Consider the following 21,586-nt stretch of genomic DNA (forward strand, 5'->3'; position numbering starts at 1 on the left):
CGGCCGATTCCCGCTCGATGCAATGGCGCCGTCACGCGTCGCTCCACCGCGCCCCCAGCACGCGCCCGCAGAAATTCGGCCGCTGGAAATCCGGATCCGCGCGTTCGAGCACGTCGGCGCTCCACGTGCCGAAAGTCGACTGCGGCCGATGCTCGACGCCGCGCGCGACCGCGGCAAGGAAGGTTTCGCGAAATCCGCTGCCGCGCGGGTAAGCCGCGAGCAGCGCGGTACGCTCGTCGGCGGTGTAGCTGTCGAAATCGGTTGCCATCAAATCCGTCGACACGGCGCGTGCCAGCGCGCGGGCGAGCGGCGACGCGCGCTCGGCCACACCGGGCGTCGTATGCAGCGCGATCGCGTGCCAGACGTCGTCGCGCATGCTGCGTGCGCGCCGATGCCGCACCAGCAGCGCGCGCGCGGCATCCGCGCCGTCGAGCTCGTAACGCTCGGGCGAGCGGCAGTAAGCGGGGCTCAGCCCCATGTTCGCGTACATCGCGGCGACGTACAGCGCATCGGCATCGCACCCTTCGCCTGCACGCCGCGCGGCGAGCGACGCGAACACGAACACGCGCGCGGCATGATCGGCGAGCGCGGCAGGCAACGCTGCACGCGCCGCGTCGGCCGCCTCGACCGCAAGCGTCGTGCGCGGAATGCTGACGCCGGCCACTTCGTCGCCGGTCGACGGTGCGCGTGTGTGCGCAACGTTCATCGTGTCTCCTTTCTGTCCCGCGCACGGGACGAAAAATCGTTCAAGGCCATGCCGCGCGATGGGGTGCGTGCCGGCTAGCACGCGACGCAGCGGCGGCCGCACGCGTCGCAGCGGTCGCCGGCCGCGCAGGCCGTCGGATGGCGCGGCCGCGCGAAGCGGCGCCTGGGCCGCGTGCCCGGCACGCATCGGTGCCGGGGTTCATGCATGCGTCGCCCGCCGCCGATGCGCGCGGGCTGCCATGCCCGTTCGCGCCGGCTTCAGGCGTGCCGCCGCCATCGGCGACCGGCGACCATCCGGGGCTGACGGGCGGCGGCGGCGGCGCGAGCGACGCGTATTCCCGCTCCGCATGCACGACCTTCCCGTCGACGATCGTCAGCACCGACGACAGCTGCGGGATGCGCGGCGTGTCGATCGTGAAATAGTCGTCGCTGAGCACCGCGAAATCCGCGTAATGGCCGGGCACCAGCGCCCCCTTGCGATGCTCGTCGGCGGAGAACCACGCGCTGCCGACCGTATAGCAGCGCAGCGCCTCCATCCGGCCGAGCCGGTTGCGCGGCGGATACAGCACGGTGCCGCCGACGCTGCGCCCCGACACCATCCAGTGCAGCGCGACGAACGGGTTGTAGCTCGCCGCATCCAGCGCGCCGGAGCCTGCCCCGACCGGCAACCCGGCCGCGAGCATCGCGCGGATCGGCGGCGCGCGCGTCGCCGCGGCCGCACCGTCGCGCGCGATGAACGCCTCGCCCTGGAACGCCATGCGCGGCTGCACGGTCACGCCGCCGCCCAGCGCCGCCACGCGCGCGATGTTCGCATCCGACATCGTCTCGCACCGGTCGAAACACCAGCGCAGCCCGGCGAACGGCGTATCGCGGTTCACCGCCTCGAACACGTCGAGGAAGCGGCCGATCGTCTCGTCGTAGGTCGCATGCAGCCGGAACGGCCAGCGGTGGCGGACCAGCAGCCGGACGACGGCGGTCAGTTCCGCGTCGACCGACGCGGGCAGTTCGGTGCGCGGGTCGAGAAAATTCCCCAGATCGACCGCCGAAAACAGCAGCCGCGCGCCCGCGCCGTTCGCGCGCAGGAACGCATCGCCGTCGCCGGGCGAGGTCAGCGCAATCCACTGCGCGAAGTCGTCGATTTCCCGGCCGGCGTGCCGTGCGCCCAGTGCGTACGCGATGCGCGTCGTCAGTTCGCCGCGGCGTGCAAGCGCGATGACCGCCGCGTAATCGTCCGGATACGCCAGACCGTCACCCCCGGCGTCGATCGCGCTCGTCACGCCCACGCGGTTCAGCGCGCGCATGAACTGCCGCGTCGAGTTGACCCGGTCGGCCGCGCCGAGCACCGGCGCATGCGCGAGCGCCGCGGCCAGCACGGCCGGGTCCGGGCGCGCGAGCAGCAGCCCGGTCGGCCGCCCATGGCGGTCGCGCCGCAATTCGCCGCCCGGCGGATCGGGCGTGTCGCGCCCGTAGCCGATCGCGCGCAGCGCGGCCGCATTCAGCCACGCGCTGTCGCCGAGATGCTGGACGAACACCGGCGTATCGGGTGCGATCGCATTGAGCTCGGCCACCGTCGGGCCGCGCTTCTCCGCGAACTGCAGCGCGGTCCAGCCGCCGCCCACGCGTACCCAGTGCGGCGCAGGCGTGCGCAAGGCCTGCCGATGCAGCAGGTCGAGCGCGGCGGCGAGCGACGGCACGCCGTCCCAGCGCAACTCCAGGTTGAAGTTCGCGCCGCCGCGGATGGCCTGCAGGTGCGCGTCGACGAGCCCGGGGATCACCGTGCGGCCGTTCAGGTCGATGCAGGTCGTGTCGCCGTGCGCATGACGCAGCACGTCGCGATCGTCGCCGGTCGCGACGATGCGCCCGTCCTTCACCGCAAGTGCGCTGACGAACGAGCGCTGCTCGTCCTGGGTCGCAATCTTGCCGTTGAAGACGACGAGGTCCGCCGCGCGCGCGGGTTCCGTCGCTCTAAGCACCGTCGGGCCTCCCGTGCGCACGCGCACGCCGCGCCGCGCCGCGCGTGCGTCGCATCGTCGAACGACGGAAACCCGCTGCGTCGACCGCATCGGCACGCATGCCGCGATCGCGCAGTCGCGCGGTTGCCTGGAACTCGCGCATCGCTATGCGGCCTGCTGCGCCGCGTCGGCGGCGTCGTGGCGCGCAGGCGTGCGGGACGGCGGCGGCATGTCCTGGCGGACGAAATTCTGCACGCGCAGCAAGCGCCGCACATCATGGGCGCGCGAATGCGGATCGAAGTGCCGCGCGACGCCGGCGACCAGCGTCGACGCGTGCGCGGTGCGCCCTCGCTCGATCAGGTGATCGGCGAGATCCAGCGCGCCGCGCAGCGCCCACATCGACGCGCCCTGCCCGTTCGCGGTCTGGATCGCCATCTGCAGATGACGATGGCCATCGGCTTCGTACGCGAGCGCGACGTCGGGGGCCGCGATCCGTGCCTGTTCGAGCATCGCGACGCCCGTCACGCGCAGCAGTTCCGGCACGAACAGATGCTCGCCGTGCGCGCGGCAGCGCGCGAGCGTCGCATCGAGCCGCGTACGCGCCTCGCCTGCGCGGCCGACGCGCACGAGACCCTCCGCATACGCGACGTTCAACGGGGCGAGCAGGCGCCGGAACCCGCTCGCCTCGACACGCCGCAGCGCGGGTTCAAGCCGCGCGAGGCCCGCGCCGGGATGACCGGCCTGGATGTCGAACTGGCCGGTCAGGCATTCCGCGTGATTGCGCCAGATGTCGAAGCCGTGCGCACTCGCGGTCGTGCGCAGCGTCGCGAGATAGTCGGACGTGATGTCGTGGTCGCCGTAGCGCAGTGCGATCGGCACGGCAGCCGCGCCCAGCACCACGCACAGCGCGAGCGCGGACGGGCCGCGGCGCGCGCACTCGACCGCTTGCGCGGCGATGCGCATCGCATGGTCGGGGTCGCCCTGCATCCACACGAGCCGCGTGAGCATCGTGCGCGCGAGCGTCGTCATGTCGACGCCGAGCGCTGCCTGCGCGCACGGCGGTTCGCCCACCTCGCCGAGTTCGGCCGTCGCCGCTTCGAGCCGCTCGCGCGCCTGCGCGTGCTCGCCGAAATAGTGCAGCGACGTGGCGACCATCGCGTTGGCCAGGAGCCGCTGCGAGCGGTCGCCGCGCCGCTCGGCCGCGCGCTCGAAGCGTGTCGCGTAGCGCAGCGATTCGTGAATGTCCGACAGCGTCAGCATCGTATTCCACAGCCCGACCAGCGCGCGCGCATCGAACGTAGCATCGCCGACATGGGCGGCAAGGCCGAGCGTGCGGTCCCACATCGCGGCCGCGGCCATGGCATCGCCGTCCGTATGCAGCAACGCCGACGCGCAGGCCGCGCGCAACCGCATCTCACGCGCGGCATCAACGGGGTCGGCCGCGGCCGTGTCGAATGCGTCGAGCACCTGGCGCGCCCGCGCCGCGCATTCGTGCATCCGTGCCGGCTCCAGCAGCGCGCGCGCCAGGAGGTCGGCTTCGGGCACGGGCGTTTCGTCGGCGGCCAGGGCGAGCGCGTCGGTTGATGCGTCGGCTGGTGCGTCGTTCGGCGCTTGCGTGACCGCATCAGCTGGTGCGTCGTTCAGTACTACGGCGACCCCATCCGCTGGTGCGTCGTTCGGTGCTTCGGCGACTACATCCGCCGATTCATCGTTCGGTGCTTCGGCAACCACATCCGCCGATGCGTCGTTCGGTGCTTCCGCGACCACATCCGTTGATCCGTCGTTCGGTGCTTCGGCGACCACATCGTCGCGCCGCGCGGCGTCCACGTTCGCCGCCGCGTGCTCGTGCCCGTGCTCGCGTTCGTGCCCCTGCTCATGCTCGTACCGTGCGTGACGCGCCGCGATGCGCTCGAACTCGCCCTCGTTGTGCAGTTTTTCCAGCGCATACGCGCGCGTCGATTCGGTCAGCCGGTATCGCGCATAGGCGCCGTGGAACTCGACGGTCACCAGCGACTTCGCGACCAGTTCGCCGAGCACCGCGATCATGTCCGCGGCCGACGTGCCGGGCTCGGTGGCGACCGCGTGCGCGGCATCGAACGTAAACGGCCCGATGAAGCATCCCATCCGGCGGAACAGCGCACGCGCGCCCGCGTCGAGCAGCACGTAGCTCCAGTCGAACGTCGCTCGCAGCGTCTGATGACGCGGCAGCGCCGAGCGCAGCCCGCCGGTCAGCAGGTTCAGCCGGTCGTCCAGCCGCGACGCGACGACCGCGAGCCCGAGCGTCGCGACGCGTGCCGCGGCCAGTTCGATCGCGAGCGGCAGCCCGTCGAGCCGCCGGCAGATATCGGCGATCAGCCGCATGCCGGCTTCGTCGACCGGACAATCCGGCGCAGCCGTGCGAACCCGTTCCAGGAACAGCTCGACGGCGGAACAACGAACGATCTCGTCGGGGCGCGCGTCGTCGCCGGGCACCGCAAGCGGGCTCATGCGCAGCACCGCTTCGGCCGAGATATGCAGCGGCTCGCGGCTCGTCACGAGTACGCGCAGCGAGCCGGCGCACGACGTCAGCGTTTCGACGAGGCTCGCGACGAGATCGACGATGTGCTCGGCATTGTCGAGCACGAGCAGGTAGCGCGACGCCGCGAATGCGGCGCCGATGTCCTCGATGGCGGGCACGCGCTGCGTGTCCAGGCCGAGCTCGGCCGCGAGGGCGATCAGCATGTCGGCGCGCGTCCCCGCACGCGCCAGCTCCACGAACAGCACGCGCTCGCGCGAGCGGCTACGCACCGCGTGGGCCACGCGTACGGCGAGGCTCGTCTTGCCGATCCCGCCCGCGCCGACGAGCGTGACGACCGGCGTGCGTTCGAGCATCTCGACGATCTGCGCGATTTCGGTGTCGCGTCCGACGAGCGGCGCGGGCGGCGACGACGCGTGGGCATCGGCCGGCACCGCGGCCGGCGCGTCAGCCGCGGGCGGGCGTTCCGGGCCGGGCGACGCGCACGCGACCAGCAGGTAGCCGCGCCCGGGCACCGTCTTGATCAGATCGCGGCTCGTGCCGAGCGCCTTGCGCAGCGTCGCCACGTGCACCTGAAGGCGGTTTTCCTCGACGATCAGCCCCGGCCAGACCGCGTCCATGATGTCGTCTTTCGACACGACCGACCCGCTCGCGCGGTGCAGCACTTCGAGAATGTCGAGCGCGCGTGCACCGATGCGCAGCGACGCGCCCTGACGGCGAATGTCGCGCTGCTCGAAATCCACCGACAACGTTCCGATCTGGATCATGGCCGCCTCCGGGTCCCTCAGGATGACCGCCCGGTGAACGCGGCAGTCCACCCGGCAGGATGTCCGGCCCCGGCGCACCGTGGCGCCGGCCGGACAATGTTCAATGACGGCCTGAGTGTAGACGGGGGCGCGACGAAAATCTTGAAGGAAAATGCGCTGTGGGGCGGCAACCGGATCACGCGATCGGCGCATTCGCTTGCATGTAAAAGTGGGGCGCTATACTCTTCCGGGCCGCGCGCACGCCTGTCGTGACGGGCGATGCGGCGGCCGCGCGCCGTCATTGAAAGCATTTCGTCAGATTCGCGAGCGGACGTTTGTGCAAATTCATTTTGAATGTTCACATGCGTCGCTAAACTGGACTCGCCATTTCGCGCGCCGAGTCACTTGCCCGGGAATTCCATGTCAGACTCCGTTACCGCAGCGCCGGCGGTATCCCCGCCGCCACCGCCGAAGGACACACTCGGTTGCGTGGCCAGCTTGCTGGCGAAGGACGTCGAGACCGCCACCGGCGGCCTGCGGCTTCACCGCAAATGCATGCGCGAAGCGCACGTGGAGCACATCGACATGCCCGCGTGCGACCGCGGCTTCCTGGTCGGCGTGTCGCTGGCCGCCGGCCATCGTCGCACGCTCTACGGGCGCGCCGGCGCGAGCGAGCGCCGGTTCCAGCATCACTCGATCTACATTCGCGATTTCTCGCGCCACTTCCATGCGGACCTGTACGGCAACTTCGACTTCGTGCTGGTCGAGCTGCCGCACGCGTATCTCGAGCGCGTCGGCCCGGAGCACGGCGGGCAGGCAATCGGCGGCCTCACGTGCCGCCCCGACGTGCGCGATCCGGTGCTCGGCCACCTCGCGCACGCGGTGGCCGGCAGCCTCGACGCGCCCGGCCCGCTGAACGCGCTGTTCATCGAGCAGGTGGGGCTCGCGATCGGCACGCACCTCGTGCGCCGTTACGGCAACGCGCGCGCGCCCGAACTCGACCACAAGGGCAGCCTGTCGCCGGCGAAACTGGCGCTCGCGCAGGAGCTGTTGCTGGAAAAGGCGGATCTCGGCGTATCGATCGAGGAAGTGGCGGCCGAATGCGACCTGTCGCGCGGCTACTTCATCCGCGCGTTCTCGCGCACCACCGGCCGCACGCCGCACCAGTGGCTGCTCGAACAGCGCGTGACGCGTGCCCGCGAACTGATCGAGACATCCGACATGACGCTCGCCGACATCGCGATCGCGTGCGGCTTTGCGGACCAGAGCCACCTGAACCGCGTCTTCGCGCGGATCGTCGGCCATCCGCCCGGCGCGTGGCGGCGAGCACGCTCGCGCTGAAGCCTCTGCGTGGTCGCGATCGTACGCACCGATCGTCCGGCCGATTGCTCAATGGATGTTCGTGTCTTGCCCGTGACACATGGTGCACGCGCCTGACTTCGAGCAGGATGCCACGCACGGCAGCACGAGATGCCGCGCGGACGGCCGCGCTCCAGCGCCGCCGATGGTGCCCGCCCTACCCTGAATCGTGCTGAAGCGGCGACGCACAGCCCGTGCGGCCGCGCCGCCCGGCGCTAGAATGCGAACCGCATGCAACGCGACGTTGCAACACGCACAAGGGCATTCCGATGGACAAATTCTCCGCGCTGCGCGCGTTCGTGGAAGTCGCGGAAGCCGGCGGCTTCTCGAGCGCCGGCCGGCGTCTCGACCTCGCCGCTTCGTCGGTCGTGCGCGCGGTGGACGCGCTCGAGGCATCGCTCGGCACCGTGCTGCTGAACCGCACGACGCGGCAGGTCACACTGTCCGATGCGGGCGCCGTCTACTATGCGCGGGCGAAACGCGTGCTGGAGGAACTCGCGGATGCCGACGCGCTCGTCGCCGATCGCGGCGACGAGCCGTCCGGCCCGCTGCGCGTGTCGGTGCCGGTCGCCTATGGGCTGCGCCGGATCGCGCCGCACGTCGCCGCGTTCGTCGCGCGCCACCCGAAGCTCGACGTCGACCTGCAGTTGACCGACGAACGTGTCGATCTGGTGAGCGCGCGGATCGACGTCGCGATCCGGCTCGGCGATGCCGCGCCGAGCGCGGACGTCGTCGCGCGACCGCTCGGCACGTTCCGCCGCTACGTGGTCGCGAGCCCCGCTTACCTCGACGCGCACGGCACACCCGCGACGCCGGGGGAGCTGGTCGATCACGCGTGCCTGCGCTTTCACTTCGGCGCCGACCAGCAGGCGTGGACGTTCGCCGATGCACGGGGCACGACGCCCGTGATCGTCGCCGGCCGGCTGAAATCGAATCACAGCGAGGTGCTGCGCGAAGCCGCGCTCGACGGCGCCGGCATCGCGCTGCTCCCTGACTGGATGGTCGGCGCGGACATCGAAGCGGGCCGCCTGCAACGGTTGTTCGAACGGTACGACGTGACGCCCGGCTCGGCGCGCTCGGTGATCACCGCCCTGTACCTGCCGAACCAGCGCGGCTCGAAACGCGTGACTGCGTTCATCGATTTCGTCGAATCGCTCGCGCGCACGGAGCCCTGACAGAAGCGACGGTGTCGAGATTCACTCTACTTGGAATTTCCCTCGCTCAACGTTGACCTGTGAAGTTACTTCAAGGTTGTTGTCGGAGCCGGTGCGCCAGCTTTAGGGTTGCTGTGTGGCTCGGTTCGGCCATGAAGGGACATCCGCGCGCATAGGTAGAATCGTCGCCAATCGGCTCCAGATTCGGTGGCCGTTCGCATTTCGCGAGACATAGCGATGAAGGTAACGATTGCGTACATCGACGAACCCCCTTTTGGATGGACGGACCCCCGGGGGGCTGCTACGGGTGCTGACATTGAATTGGCCGATGCAATTCTTCGGGCGATAGGCGTCACACAGATCGAGCATCGTCTGACGACGTTCAGTGAACTGCTACCCGGCGTTGAAGCTGGACGCTGGGATATGAACGTTCCGCTCTTCATTACGCCTGAACGCGCCAGGACGGTGGCGTTCAGCGTACCTGTATGGGGGATCGGAGACGGCTTTCTGGTTCGTGCTGGAAACCTGAAGGGCGTCAACAGCTATGCGGCACTTGCCGAACGCTCCGATGCCCGCCTTGGCATCATTGCCGGACAGGTTCAGCACGACTCAGCAAAAGCGGCGGGCGTGAGCGAGGACCAGATAGCCATCTTTGCGCAACAGGCCGATGCCATTGATGCTGTTCTCTCCGGCGCAATCGACGCATATGCGAGCACTGCCTTGGGAAATCGCATAGTTGCGGATCGAATCGGAGGCTCAATGCTTGAGGCCGTGCAGCATGAGCCGGGAACGAATGGTAAGCAGCAGGGCCCCCCGCTCGGAGCATTCTCATTTAACCAACAAAACAGCGATCTGCTCAATGCGGTAAACAGGCAACTTCGTTCTTATTTGGGTTCGCCGGACCATCGAGCTAGGATGGCGGCATTCGGCTTAACACGGGACGAGATCGATCCCGCTCTCGCGCGGTGAATATGCGAGGGGTCTCGGTCGACAGGGGCCGATCGGTAGCGCCAGGGAGACTGCTGCCAATTTTCGACCTTTCCCCCAACGATCGATCTCGAACTCATCACATTGAATAACTGCTCTAGAGGAAGCGGAGAGACCGCTTCGGGTCGATCTGCGCCGGCCGTGTGCGCTGGGCGGCGGCCGGCCGAGTTCGGCCAGAAGCGGGCGCTCAAACACTCCGTCGCCCGGGCATTCGAACGTCGGCTGCACCGCAGACATCGGCCATTCACACGCAGTCAACACTTGTAAAGTAATCCGTCGAACAAACAGGATTTCCATTGATGCCAGCGCGATCGATATTGATCGCCAATTGATAGCAACTCGCTTTGCTCGCCCCGCACGCTGAAGAGACGTTTTGAGGCCGAGCATTACGCGATGCCGTAGCGGGACTCCCGTTTCAAGAATGCCTCGGAGCCACCCTCAAGCGTAAGCAGCTTCCCCCGGTGCTCAAGATTCTCGATTGTGACGCTTACGACCTTCGTGGACTTGTCCGCCCCCATTTCCAATACATGAATCAGCTCAGCGTCACCATTGACTACAAAGTTAGCGTTGTGTGTAGCGAAGATGATTTGCCTGTTAAGCTTCGCCTTCTTTACAAGTTCGACCAAGTAATTGGCTATAAGCGCGCTATCCAAGTGCGCCTCCGGCTCGTCGATAACGATGGGAGTGTTCCCCAACAACAGCAAGATAACGATGACGGTCGTACATCGTTGGCCAAATGATGAACTCTCGACGGGCTTGCCGTCGTATGAGACGCGAATCCTGCCGAACGCCCGATGATCCATTAACAACTTCTCTGCCTCGACCTTCAGCAGCTCAAAATTCGGCTCGTTGGAAAAGTGATCACGCAATAGCTTGGCAGTGCTCCTTTCCCCAGGTAGTTTTGAGAGGAAGTCCGCCGATGTGGTAAGGCTCTTGAAGTCGACACTTGACAGCATAGTGTGGAGGTGATCGATACGCGGCGCTGGCCCGTCGCCCGCTTCAAAGCGCTCCTGTATGCGTTCGACCATTACCTGCTTAAACTGCGCATCGTCGAACTCATAGCGCAGTTCGATAGGTTTGACCTCCTTTCCTAGGCGTGACAGCGTGTCATTGAGCGGCATAAGAAGCTCTGTCACAACACCAACACGCTCATCGATGAGCTCGCGTTGGTTCTTGAACGCAGCGATCTGCTTCTCAAGTTCGGATGCCTTCGCTTTTTGCGCGGGAAGCTCTTGCTCGATCTGAGCGATGCGCTCATTGGCTTTTCCTACGTCAAGCAGGTTTTCCTGCGAGAGGCCGCGGCCTCTGAGAAAGTCCTCGAGTTTCTGGGTGAGCGCGGCTACTTCGTGCGTCAAGGCCGTCTCGCGCGCGGAGGCATCGGCTAAGTTGGCACGGGCCTCGACTGGGACAAGAAGCTCGTCAATGGCCTTTTGAATTGCAAAAAACTCAGTCTCGTAAAGATTAGGTGTCTCGGAGGGGGGAAGTTTTTGCTTTTGGCATACAGCCCTTAGCTCTTTGAGGAGTGACTCCAGCCGCGAGCGCCAGGTCCTCAGCCCTTGCAACTCCTTGTTGGAGGCTCCGAGGTCTGCGTTGAGTTGAGTGTATTCAGGATTTTGGAAGGAAACGATGAGAGTCCTAGCCGTCGCCAGTTCCTTTTCGGCGCTGGCTAGCGTGATGGCCAGCGTGTGATGCTCTGCCAATCGCTGGCTCTGCGCCTCAGTCTCATCAATGGCTGATTGAATGGCCTCATCGATGGTAGCAAGCTTCCCGTCAGTGTCGCGCTTTGACAAGCGCTTGAATATCGCCTCGGTGAAGCCATGGGGAGCGACAGCAAATTGCTCTATCTCGTTTTGCTGAAGGAACTCAACGATCTTCTGTTCCGCATCGCCGTCGATGGTGACGCAGCTTGCGATGTCAGTCGTCTTCGTCGGCGTCAGGCTGTTGTCCACGAAAAACCTGGTGCGGCCCGGATCGAGCTTCTCATGTAACAGATTAAGTAGCGTGCTCTTGCCCGAGCCTCGACCTCCGATGAGGCAGGTGAGATAGGCACTGAAGACAATCTCGGTTCTCCCGCGAAAGCAGAAGGGGTCGGGTTGACTCGCAGACACGATGTTGCTCACGAGCTTGGCATCAGCCGGAAAATTCAGCACAACGTTACGTATCGCGAACAGAGGCTCTATGGGCTTTTCGGCTGAAATTTGCACGCGACTAATCGGCTCATAGATTGTTTGTCGCAAGCCCTCGAACGTCGGATCGGCTTTGATCCAGGTGATGCGGTTGCTCGGGAATACGCCATAGTCAGCAATCTTGTGGGCGTCGCTGCCCGAAATTGCCGGCTTGGGCTTGCCTCCCATCGTCTTGACGAAATTGGCCAGGAACTTGCGATTCTTGTCGGTTTCGCGTCCAAGGAAGAGGTCGACATTGTCTGGGTTGCGTGTCTCAAAGATATCCGCCGACCGCATGAAGTAATTGTCGTCGTGAGGGTGCTTTTCCCAATCAAGTTCCGACAGCCCATCTGAGGTATCGTAGGGCATAATCACTAGGCAAGTATCCGGCGGAATCCGTTTGATAGCATCGCGCAGCGATTCCCGCGTCACCAATGCTGTCATGCTCCCAAGCCGAAGCAGCTTCTCCTCATCCTTGAGATCAGTATCTTGGAATCCATGAATCTTCGCCTTGCTCGGGTCGAGGCTGCGCGCGTATTCAATTAATGCCTCATTGGAAAGTGCGCGGGCGTAATTGTTACTCGAACGGATTTGGAGCGCCGACTTGAAGTCGTTGAGGTTCTGCGTGGTGAGCGCATCAGAGAGGAGCACATGGATGTTGAGGCGAAAATCGACGGGGGCTTCAATGCGCAATTCCATGCCCGGAAATATTGCCTTGGAAATTTCAAGTTTGCGCGCCGCCAAGCGCTCCCTAATGGCCAAGTAGCCGTCGAACGTCCAGTAATCCATGATCCCGAAGGCCGCGACATCGCTTTCGACGATTTTTTCTATCAGTTGATCGAGAATCTTTTCGCGCTCCTCCGGCGGTAGCTTCTTGATATTGGCCCCTTCGTTCCAGTGGAACGAGAACGGTGTGTGAATATGCAAATCCCACTTGCGCCACACTGAACCCCTCGGATCTTTCATACCAGCCCCTTTCTGATACTTGTTCACGGAACGGCTTCCCGGCGCATGCGAGCAGCAGGCAAATACCCCGTTTCGCCAAGCCATCAATGGAATGTCGGAATTATGCCTGATGCGGTCGGGGGATGATGCTGGTCGGACTTGCGTACGATTTAACCTACCGTCGTACACAGGGTCCCGGCAGATTTCAGGTGGGCGAAGCGAAACCTGCCGCTGGATATAGCGTAGTCGAACGGCAGGGATGACAGACATGCAGCACGCAACCGGAGGAGCGAGTGGCCGTTGAGCACGCGAGACCGACCGTCGCCACAACGGCGATCCGAATGACTGCAACGGGTCGATGAGAGCCGGTCGGCCGTGCGCGAACGGGCCAAGCTGCCCTTGAAAGTTCAAGGTTGAATGAACGGCAAAGCAGATAGTCCAACGTCGAGTGAATCTCGACAGACGCCGTGCGCCGGACGCCTCGACATCCCGGCGCGACGCGTCGCCCTGGCGGCGCATGCCGCCATCTGCCTGATCCGACATATTGCGAAGGCAGCCCGCTCCATCCACCTTTCTCGTGGATGGAGCGGGCACATCGCTTTATCCCGGCCGTCATATCGTCACCGAATTGCGTGACGACTGCCAGCCGGGTCCCGCCTAAGCCGCATCGGTCTGCGTCGCCGTATCAGACCGCCCAGCAGGAGCAGCCGAACGCGCCCCAGAAGCCCTTTGCGTCCGACGTCGGCAACGCGCTTGCCCATGCGCTCGCGTGCGCGTGCTGGTGAACGTTGCACGCGTTCGCACAACCGCACATCGCAGCGGCGGCCGCCCGTTGCAGCGGCGCGCCGGCGCGCTGCGTCGCGCCCCAGCCGCCATAGCCGCCGAACTCGCGCACGGGCGACCAGTCGGGCATCGCCGGCGGGATCGGCGCGTCGTACGACTGGAACGGCCCCGCGCCCCACACGATCTTTCCGTCCACGACCGTCAGCAACGCAGTCGTGCCGGCGATGTCGTCCTCGGCACACGCGAAGAAATCGCGATCCGGGACCACCAGGTCGGCAAGCTGCCCCACCGCGATGCGCCCTTTCTTGCCCTCTTCGTTCGAGAACCACGTCACGTACTCGGTCCACATGCGCAGTGCCGTCTCCCGATCGAGCAGGTTGCGCTGCGGGTACATCCGCAGGCCGCCGACCGTCTTGCCGCTGACGAGCCATGCAAGCGACACCCACGGGTTGTACGACGCCACGCGCGTCGCGTCGGTGCCGGCCGAGACCTTGAGGCCTTTCGACAGCATCTTCGCGACCGGCGGCGTCGCTTCGGCCGCCTGCGCGCCATAGCGCTCGACGAAGTATTCGCCCTGGTACGCCATCCGGTGCTGCACCGCGATGCCGCCGCCGAGCGCGGCGATCCGGTCCATCGATTTCTCGGTGATGGTTTCCGCATGATCGAAGAACCAGTTCAGCCCTTCGAGCGGGATGTCCTCGTTCACCTTTTCGAACACGTCGAGCGCGCGGCTGATGGTCTCGTCGTAGGTCGCGTGCATGCGCCACGGCCAACGGTTTTCCGCGAGCACGCGCACGACGCCCTCGAGATCATCCTCCATCTGGTCGGGCAGGTCCGGGCGTGCCACCCGGAAGTCTTCGAAGTCGGCCGCGGAAAACGCCAGCATCTCGCCCGCGCCGTTATTGCGGAAGTAGTCGGTGCCGTCGTGGTACTTGACGCTCTTCGTCCAGTTCACGAAGTCTTCCTTCTCCGCGTTCGGCTTCTGCGTGAACAGGTTGTAGGCGATGCGGATCGTCATCTCACCCGCGTCGTGCAGCTTGCGGATCACTTCGTAATCGTCGGGGTAATTCTGCGAGCCGCCGCCCGCGTCGATCACGCCCGTCACGCCGAGCCGGTTCAGCTCGCGCATGAAATGGCGCGTCGAATTGTATTGATACTCGAACGGCAGCTTCGGGCCCCTCGCGAGCGTCGCGTAGAGGATCGTCGCGTTCGGGTTCGCAAGCAGCAGGCCGGTCGGGTTGCCGGCGGCATCGCGGACGATGGTCCCACCCGGCGGCTCCGGCGTGTCCTTCGTGTAGCCGACGACACGCAGCGCGGCCGCGTTCAGCAACGCGCGATCGTACAGGTGCAGGATGAAAACCGGGGTGTCCGGCGCGGCGGCATTGAGTTCGTCGATCGTCGGGAGCCGCTTCTCCACGAATTGATGCTCGGTGAAGCCACCGACCACGCGGACCCACTGCGGCGCGGGTGTCACGGCCACCTGGCGCTTGAGCATTTCCATCGCGACCGCGAGCGACGGCACGCCGTCCCAACGCAGTTCCATGTTGTAGTTCAGGCCGCCGCGAATCACGTGGCAGTGGTTGTCGATCAGGCCCGGCAGTACGCCACGGCCGCCGAGATCGACCACCTTCGTCGCGCGGCCCGCGAGCGGCATCACGTCCGCGTCGCTGCCGACGGCGACGAAGCGGCCGGCGGCAATCGCGATAGCCGTCGCGACGGGGTTCGCGCGGTCGAGCGTCGTGAATCTGCCGTTATGCAGGATCAGATCCGGCTGGGTCACGGTTGCGGTCATATGCATCACCTCTAATTGATCAGAAGCCAAGCAGCTGTTTCACGGTGGGCAAGGCTTGCACGCCGATCAGCATGCCGAGCAACCCGACCAGCGCAATCAGCGGCGGTGCGGGAGAGCGAACCTTGATGGCGCTGTAAATCACACCGATCAGCAGGCCCGCACCAAGGGAAACCAGATAAGGTTCCATGCGATGAATCTCCCGGAAAATTCGAATGCAGGGGCCATGTTCCGATCAGCCTGCTGCGGGCGGCATGCGTGTTTCGATCACGTCCGCCACCCGCGCAATGAAGCCAATGCGGCGCGTTCGAATCGAACCCGCCGCACCGGCATCAGCGATCGCTGGCCCTCTGCGCTTACTTCGCCGGAACGGGCGCGATCGACTCGTGCGGCGTCGCGGTGCGCGGCGCGGCCTTGTGGACCATCGTGTACGCGTAGTCGACACCCATACCGTACGCGCCCGAATGCTCCTTCGCGATCGCCATCACGGCGTCGTACGTCTCGCGGTGCGCCCAGTCGCGCTGCCACTCGAGCAGCACCTGCTGCCACGTGACGGGCACGACGCCCGCCTGCACCATGCGCTGCATCGCGAAGTCGTGCGCGGCCTGCGTGGTGCCACCCGACGCGTCGGCGACCATGTAGATTTCGTAGTCGCCTTCGAGCATCGCGCACAGTGCGAACGTCGTGTTGCAGACTTCGGTCCACAGGCCGGACACGATCACCTTCTTGCGGCCGTTTGCGGCCAGTGCGTCGCGCACCTTCTGGTCGTCCCACGAATTCATCGACGTGCGTTCGAGCGTCTTCTGGTTCGGGAAAACGTCGAGCAGCTCCGGATACGTGTGACCGGAGAAGCTCTCGCTTTCGACCGTCGTGATCGTGGTCGGGATGTTGAAGACCTTCGCAGCCTTCGCGAGCCCGACGACGTTGTTCTTCAGCGTCTGGCGATCGATCGATTGCACGCCGAACGCCATCTGCGGCTGCTGATCGATGAAGATCAGTTGGCTGTTGTGCGGGGTAAGTACTTCAAGCTTCGGGTTGCTCATGGCGGTGATGTCCTTTGACGCAGGGAGAAATGAGGCTCGCCGGGCCGACGAATCCGCAACGCGTCGAACGCGCTGGTCGGAAGGCTCGACAGCCGGCCACCATCATTCAACAGGCGAATGAGCGGCCACACCAATTAATTGTTCTGATTCCCGCGACCTTCATGAATCCAGGCTGAAAAGATCTGAATTTCATTGAATGGACCCACAACGCACATGCGGAACTGATAGGCTGACCCAGGAAATTCGGATCGACGCCAGATCGGTAGTTATCCCTATTTTTTACTGTCGTCACGCCATGTCAAACCTATGAAACCGTACTCTGCTTCGCTGTTCGCCGGCATCCTCGCCGGCATCGTTTACGCGCTGATCGGCGTGCAATCGCCGGCGCCGCCCGCCGTCGCGCTGGTGGGTCTGCTCGGCATTCTGGCCGGCGAACAGATCCTTCCGCTGGCGCGACGGATGTTCGGCGGAATCCGGCTGGGAACCGCATGGCGCGACGCAAAGTGCAGCCAGCACATGTTCGGTGCGCTGCCGGGCGCCCACGCGCCTGACGCTGCCGCGAAGCGCCGTGAATCGACGCCGACGTGATCCGAAGGCTCCAGCGAATGCGACCGGGACGGCCGGGGCGCTTGCGTGTGCGTCAGGACGTTCGTCGATGAACCGCATCCAGACGGGATAGGATGCACCGCCGTCAGCCTGAAGCTGGCCGCCCGATGTCTCTTTCGCAGTGAGATTCGCCATGAAGCTGTCCTTCGAAGCACTCGAGGCACTGGACGCGATCGACCGCACCGGTACGTTCGCCGACGCCGCGGAGTTGATGCATCGCGTGCCGTCCGCACTGACGTACCTCGTCCAGAAGCTCGAGAGTGACCTCGGCGTCGCGTTGTTCGATCGCAGCGGGCGTCGCGCCAGGCTCACGCACGCGGGCCGCGTGGTCGTCGAAGAAGGCCGTCGGCTGCTGCGCGCCGCCGAACAGCTGGAACGCAAAGCGCAACGCGCACAGCAAGGTTGGGAAACAGAGGTCCGCATCTGCATCGCGGAGATCCTGCCTTTGCACACGATGTGGCCGTACGTGCACGCGTTCTACGACCTTGAAATGGACACGCGGCTGCGACTGTCCACCGAAGTGCTCGGCGGCACCTGGGATGCGCTCGTTTCGCGGCGCGCCGACCTGGTCGTCGGCGCAGCGGGTGAGCCCCCGGAGCTGCCGGACATCGTGGCCCATCCGATCGGCACGCTCAGGCACGTATTCGCGGTCGCCCCATCCCATCCGCTCGCCGCCCTGCCCGAACCGCTGTCGATGTCGTCCGTCGTCGCGTATCGCGCCGCGGTGATCTCCGACACGTCCCGCGAACTGCAACCGCGCTCGGTCGCCGTCGATGCCGGGCAACCGTATCTTGCCGTGCCGACGCTCGCCGCGAAACTGGCCGCGCTATGCGAAGGACTCGCGGTGGGCACGCTGCCGGACTGCATTGCAACGCCCGCGATCGCGCAAGGCAGGCTCGTCGCACGTGAGGTCACAGGCATGCGCGACACGACCCATTGCTATATCGCGTGGCGTGCCGACGAGGCTGGCCAGGCGCTACATTGGTGGGTCGAGCAACTTGATCGCCGGGACCTCGTCGACCGGCTCACCGCGCCGGCGTGATGCCGCCTTTTCTGCGACCATCCGACGGCAGCGCCATTGGCTGCCCGGACGACGTCTGGGGTGACGTATGACGCGTGCTCCGCATCCGATCGGCACGCCGACCCGACCTTCGCCGAGCTCGGGGCCGTTTGCGACGTTTCCTGTTCCGACCAACACCATCTGAACGACGTACTGGCGCAGGTCATCGGGCTCCCTGCCCCGTGCCTGGCGTCGTTCGGTCACACGCGCGCCGCCCTGACAAAAAGCGGCGGCGCGCGCCGCGTCACCAACCGAACTTCGCTTCCACGCCGACATAGTCGGCATTACGCGCGCCCAGTGCGCGAATCGAATCGGCGAGCTGGAAGTGCACCGCCTCGACGGCCAGGGCCGTGTTCGCATTGACGAGCCAGTCCACGCGAGCCTGCGCGTACATCCCCGTCCACGCGCCGCCCTTGCCCGCCGTGCCCGGCACCGCCGACATGCCCTGCCCGTAGATCGCATCGGCCGTCGTCTGCCGCCACTGGAAGCCGACGGCGGTGAGCACCGTGACCGAGCTCGCCGGCTTGAACGTCAGCGAAGGCTTCACGTGGATCAGGTTGCTGTATCCGGTGTAACCGGCGAGCGTGAAGTAATAGCCGTTCGGAAACATCGGGTTGAACGTGCCGACGCGCCGATCGCCCGGGTGAGCATCGCCGGACGCGCCGTCGATCTGGATGCCGATGCGCGGCGTGCCGGCCGTCTTCGCGAACGTATAGCCGCCCAGCGCGCCGAACGCCCACGCGCCCACCGTGTCCTGCCCGACGTGGCCCGTCTGCAGCATCGCCTCGACGTCCCAGTCGAGCCCGTCGGCCTTGCCCGCGTAGCGCATGTCGAACACGTCGCGCCGCTCGGTGCCCGACGCATCCGGAAAGCGCGCGTTGTCGCGCGTGTAGCGCGACCAGTACACGGACAGGTCGCCGGGCCCCGTGCCGTTGCGCTCGACGCGCACGCCGTCGAATCGCAGGTGCCGGTTCGACACGTCGTCGAACGCGGCCGCGTCGCGATACTGCACCGGGCGCGTCACGTAGCCGATCAGCCGCCACTTGCCGATTTCGTAATCGGCCCACAACGCGTCGAACGCCTGCCGCACGTTCGGGCCGTCGCGCACCGACACGAAGCGTTGCAAGTCGAACGCCATCTCCTGCCGGCCGACCCGCGTCTTCAACGTGCCGGGGCCGATCTGGTCCACATACGCGACGAATGCCTGCTCGATGTCGAGCTGGTCCTTGTCGACCGGGCCGACCGTATTCTTGCCGAACGGCCGCGCATCGACGAACTGCACGAACGCCTGCAGATGGCCGCGATAGCGCAGGTCCGCGTGCACGTTCGTGCGCTGGATCACGTAGTTGTCGTCGTGCGCGGAGCCGAGGCCGAACAGCGGCGCGTTGTTCAGCTCGAAACGCTCGCGCAGGTTCGCGCCGAGCGACAGGTAGGTCGACGGGTCATCGCCGAGCGGCACGTATTTCAGTGCGTCGAACGGCTTGCGCGGCACGCACGGGTTCGCGAGTACCGACCAGTCCTCCTGCCAGCGGTTGAACAGCACGGTCGGACGCTTCGCAGTGCACGACACGGCGGCGCTCGCGGCCGCCGGCGTCGGCGCCAGCGGCTGAGCGGCTGCGGCGGCCGGCGCATCGGCACCGGCCGCCGTCCCGGCATGCAGCGCGACGCCGCCGGCCAGCACGACGCCCGGCAGCGCGCCGCGCCACGATGGTTTGATCGGCCGGCGCACCGTCATTTCGACCGGGCATGGATTTCGGCGACGTAGCCGCCCGGGAACTGCACGAGCGCCGCGTCACGGCCGTCCGACGTGAACGGAGGCACGAGCACGGTCACGCCCGCGGCTTCCGCCTGCTTCAGCGTCGCGGCCAGGTCGGCGACTTCATAGCCGGTCATCTCGCGCCCGAACGGGTAAGGCAGATGGCCGTCCGTCGCGAGCACCGTCATCTTGCCGAAGCCCGATTCGATACGAATGCGGCGGTACGTGTCGTTCGGCCGGCCGATCTCGATGCCCGGCGCCTTGCGCACGTCCGACACGATCTTGCCGTGCGAGAACGCGGCGAAGTCGTGCGCGAGCTTGCTCGCGCGTTCCGGCGACACGTACACGCGGTTTTCCGGCACCGTCTGCAGCGGGTCGTAATTCGGCGCCTGCGTGTGCCAGTACAGCTGCATGTTCACGCCGCCCTGCCAGCGGATGATCGCGTCGCGCCCGATCGGATCGGGGAACGTCGCGACGACCACGTCCGCGCCATGCGCACGCGCCGACTTCACGGCCACGTCCATGTCGGTCACCAGATAGCCGGTGCGCTCCTCGCAGAACGGATACGGGATCGGCGTCTTGAAGCCGAACACCGAGATCGTGCCGACCGGCGTGAGCACCAGTTGCGACATCGTCTGGCTCGGCGTCGGCGTGACCTGGAACACGCCCTGCTTCGACTTCTTGCCGCCGAACGTCGCGACGAAGCTGTCGGTGAAGCGGTCGAAGTCTTCCGGCGCCACGCACACGTGCGTCGTGTCGTACTGCGGGCCGACCGCGACCGCCGGGAAGCGCGCGGCGGCCGGCTGGCGCGCCGTGTCGTCCAGATGCGTTTCGTCGGCATGCGACGGGGCGGCCGCCAGCAACGCGGCAAGCATCGCCGTCGACGCGGTCGTCATGCGCAGCACGTGGCGCAGGTTCAGTGAAATCATCGGGTTCTCCTTGAAGGTGGCGCGCAGCGGCACGCTGCGCACGAAAACGGGTTCAGCGCGAGGCCGGCAGCTCGGCCGCGCGTGCGGATCGATACGTGAGAAAGCCCAGCACCGCGAGCGGCAGCGCGAGCGCCCAGAACGCGGCATACAGGTACGCAGTCGCGCCGGCGCCCGCGCCGAGCGCGAAACCGGCCACCGGCGGCAGCGTGCGCTGCAGCCGCGCGCGGGCGGCGTCCCGTTCGGCCGGCGCGGCGATCGGCACGAGCCAGTCGAATGCATCGATGACGGCCTGTGTGACGTTGCCGGTCATCACCGTGTTGGCGACCACCGAGCGCGCGGTCAGCCGGCCATGCGCGTTCTGCACGCCCATCGCCGCCGCGCCGAGCAGCCCGCAGACGATCGTCGCGGGCGCGTCGGCACTGCCGATCGGCGACGCCGCGATCCCCGCGAACATGAAACCGGCGAGCAGGATCGCCTGCAATGCGTACAGCGAACAGGCACGCGCGCCGTGACCGCGCACGCGCATCCGGTGGTCGAGCAGGCGCGCGGCCACGATGCCTGCAATGAATGCCGGAAACGCGAGCCATTTGATCAGCAGCCCCTGCCCGACCCCGGCCAGGCCGGAGCCGATCAGGATGAAGTTGCCGGTCACATGGGCGGTGAAGAGGCCGAACAGCGCGACGAAGCCGAGCGTGTCGACATAGCCCGCGATCGACGCGAGAAAAACGTCCTCGCCGGGCAGGCGATCGGGCGCGGCCGCACCGGCGGCCGTTACTTGTCCAGGTTGCATGTCGTGGTTTCCGTGGTTTTGCCGGCGCAGCTCGCGTCCTGGACCTGTGCGGCCGGCGGGCACACGTGCGCCGGCACGAACGGGATCGCGTGCTCGCCGGGCACGATGCCGGGCAGCCCGGCCAGTGCGATCCGCGGCGGCGCGCAAGACTGCATGCGCACCAGGTCATACAGCAGGCCGACTGCGATGCCGGCTCCCAGCAGGATCAGGTAGGGCATGGTCCGTTCCGGTTGCGCCGCCGCGCCGGGCCGGACGGACGGCGCCCGGCCCATGCGGCGGTTCGGTAGCAAGACTAGGGGACG

At 66.2% G+C, this 21,586-nt stretch carries 15 protein-coding genes and 1 pseudogene; 5 read left to right on the forward strand and 11 right to left on the reverse strand.

The features are described 5' to 3' along the window. Positions 1 to 31: 31 nt before the first annotated feature. From LXE91_RS36610 to LXE91_RS36620, 3 genes and pseudogenes are all read right to left on the reverse strand, one after another. Positions 32 to 706, reverse strand: a complete 675-nt coding sequence (locus LXE91_RS36610) for a phosphohydrolase (RefSeq protein ID WP_039362763.1) — start codon at positions 704 to 706, stop codon at positions 32 to 34. Positions 707 to 780: 74 nt separating this feature from the next. After that, positions 781 to 2,678 (reverse strand): annotated as a pseudogene (locus LXE91_RS36615) (amidohydrolase). Positions 2,679 to 2,822: 144 nt separating this feature from the next. Next, entirely contained in the window at positions 2,823 to 5,939 is a 3,117-nt protein-coding gene (locus LXE91_RS36620; RefSeq protein ID WP_039362668.1) for an ATP-binding protein, read from the reverse strand. 399 nt (positions 5,940 to 6,338) lie between these two features. Between LXE91_RS36620 and LXE91_RS36625 the strand changes: the two genes are divergently transcribed. The 3 genes from LXE91_RS36625 to LXE91_RS36635 all read left to right on the forward strand — a co-directional run bounded on the left by LXE91_RS36625 (position 6,339) and on the right by LXE91_RS36635 (position 9,400). Continuing rightward, positions 6,339 to 7,259 (forward strand): helix-turn-helix domain-containing protein, encoded by a 921-nt coding sequence (locus LXE91_RS36625; protein WP_039362666.1) that lies wholly within the window; start codon positions 6,339 to 6,341, stop codon positions 7,257 to 7,259. 287 nt (positions 7,260 to 7,546) lie between these two features. Continuing rightward, a complete protein-coding gene (locus LXE91_RS36630) occupies positions 7,547 to 8,452 on the forward strand; it encodes a LysR family transcriptional regulator (RefSeq protein ID WP_039362664.1) in 906 nt (301 codons plus the stop codon). A 216-nt stretch (positions 8,453 to 8,668) separates the two neighbouring features. After that, complete coding sequence (locus LXE91_RS36635) at positions 8,669 to 9,400, forward strand: transporter substrate-binding domain-containing protein (protein ID WP_046197076.1); 732 nt, start codon at positions 8,669 to 8,671, stop codon at positions 9,398 to 9,400. A gap of 404 nt (positions 9,401 to 9,804) precedes the next feature. Here LXE91_RS36635 and LXE91_RS36640 read toward each other — a convergent pair whose 3' ends face one another. From LXE91_RS36640 to LXE91_RS36655, 4 genes are all read right to left on the reverse strand, one after another. After that, complete coding sequence (locus tag LXE91_RS36640; protein WP_095145807.1) at positions 9,805 to 12,576, reverse strand: TrlF family AAA-like ATPase; 2,772 nt, start codon at positions 12,574 to 12,576, stop codon at positions 9,805 to 9,807. Positions 12,577 to 13,213: 637 nt separating this feature from the next. After that, the gene (locus tag LXE91_RS36645) at positions 13,214 to 15,103 is read right to left on the reverse strand and encodes an amidohydrolase (protein WP_039362661.1); all 1,890 of its coding nucleotides are present in this window, start codon (positions 15,101 to 15,103) and stop codon (positions 13,214 to 13,216) included. Between the two features lie 19 nt (positions 15,104 to 15,122). Further along, positions 15,123 to 15,290: a DUF1427 family protein gene (locus LXE91_RS36650; RefSeq protein WP_039362659.1), complete on the reverse strand. Its 168-nt coding sequence runs from the start codon at positions 15,288 to 15,290 to the stop codon at positions 15,123 to 15,125. A gap of 166 nt (positions 15,291 to 15,456) precedes the next feature. Then, the gene (locus tag LXE91_RS36655; protein ID WP_039362658.1) at positions 15,457 to 16,143 is read right to left on the reverse strand and encodes a hydrolase; all 687 of its coding nucleotides are present in this window, start codon (positions 16,141 to 16,143) and stop codon (positions 15,457 to 15,459) included. 306 nt (positions 16,144 to 16,449) lie between these two features. Between LXE91_RS36655 and LXE91_RS36660 the strand changes: the two genes are divergently transcribed. Both LXE91_RS36660 and LXE91_RS36665 read left to right on the forward strand, forming a co-directional pair. After that, entirely contained in the window at positions 16,450 to 16,731 is a 282-nt protein-coding gene (locus LXE91_RS36660; protein WP_039362656.1) for a XapX domain-containing protein, read from the forward strand. A 151-nt stretch (positions 16,732 to 16,882) separates the two neighbouring features. Continuing rightward, entirely contained in the window at positions 16,883 to 17,791 is a 909-nt protein-coding gene (locus LXE91_RS36665) for a LysR family transcriptional regulator (protein WP_039362654.1), read from the forward strand. Between the two features lie 262 nt (positions 17,792 to 18,053). Here the strand turns inward: LXE91_RS36665 and LXE91_RS36670 are convergent, their stop codons facing one another. The 4 genes from LXE91_RS36670 to LXE91_RS36685 are packed head-to-tail and all read right to left on the reverse strand — an operon-like array spanning position 18,054 to position 21,502. Next, complete coding sequence (locus LXE91_RS36670) at positions 18,054 to 19,544, reverse strand: alginate export family protein (protein WP_039362652.1); 1,491 nt, start codon at positions 19,542 to 19,544, stop codon at positions 18,054 to 18,056. After that, positions 19,541 to 20,494, reverse strand: coding sequence for a VOC family protein (locus LXE91_RS36675; protein ID WP_039362759.1), 954 nt, complete (start codon positions 20,492 to 20,494; stop codon positions 19,541 to 19,543). Before LXE91_RS36675 ends, LXE91_RS36670 begins: the two co-directional genes overlap by 4 nt. A gap of 52 nt (positions 20,495 to 20,546) precedes the next feature. Next, positions 20,547 to 21,284, reverse strand: a complete 738-nt coding sequence (locus LXE91_RS36680; protein WP_039362650.1) for a YoaK family protein — start codon at positions 21,282 to 21,284, stop codon at positions 20,547 to 20,549. Continuing rightward, on the reverse strand, positions 21,266 to 21,502 hold the full coding sequence (locus tag LXE91_RS36685; RefSeq protein ID WP_039362756.1) for a DUF1427 family protein: 237 nt from the start codon (positions 21,500 to 21,502) through the stop codon (positions 21,266 to 21,268). The genes LXE91_RS36680 and LXE91_RS36685 overlap by 19 nt, the downstream gene beginning before the upstream one ends. Positions 21,503 to 21,586: the final 84 nt, after the last annotated feature.

The organism is Burkholderia contaminans (genome assembly GCF_029633825.1).
GTDB classification, from domain to species: Bacteria; Pseudomonadota; Gammaproteobacteria; order Burkholderiales; family Burkholderiaceae; genus Burkholderia; species Burkholderia contaminans.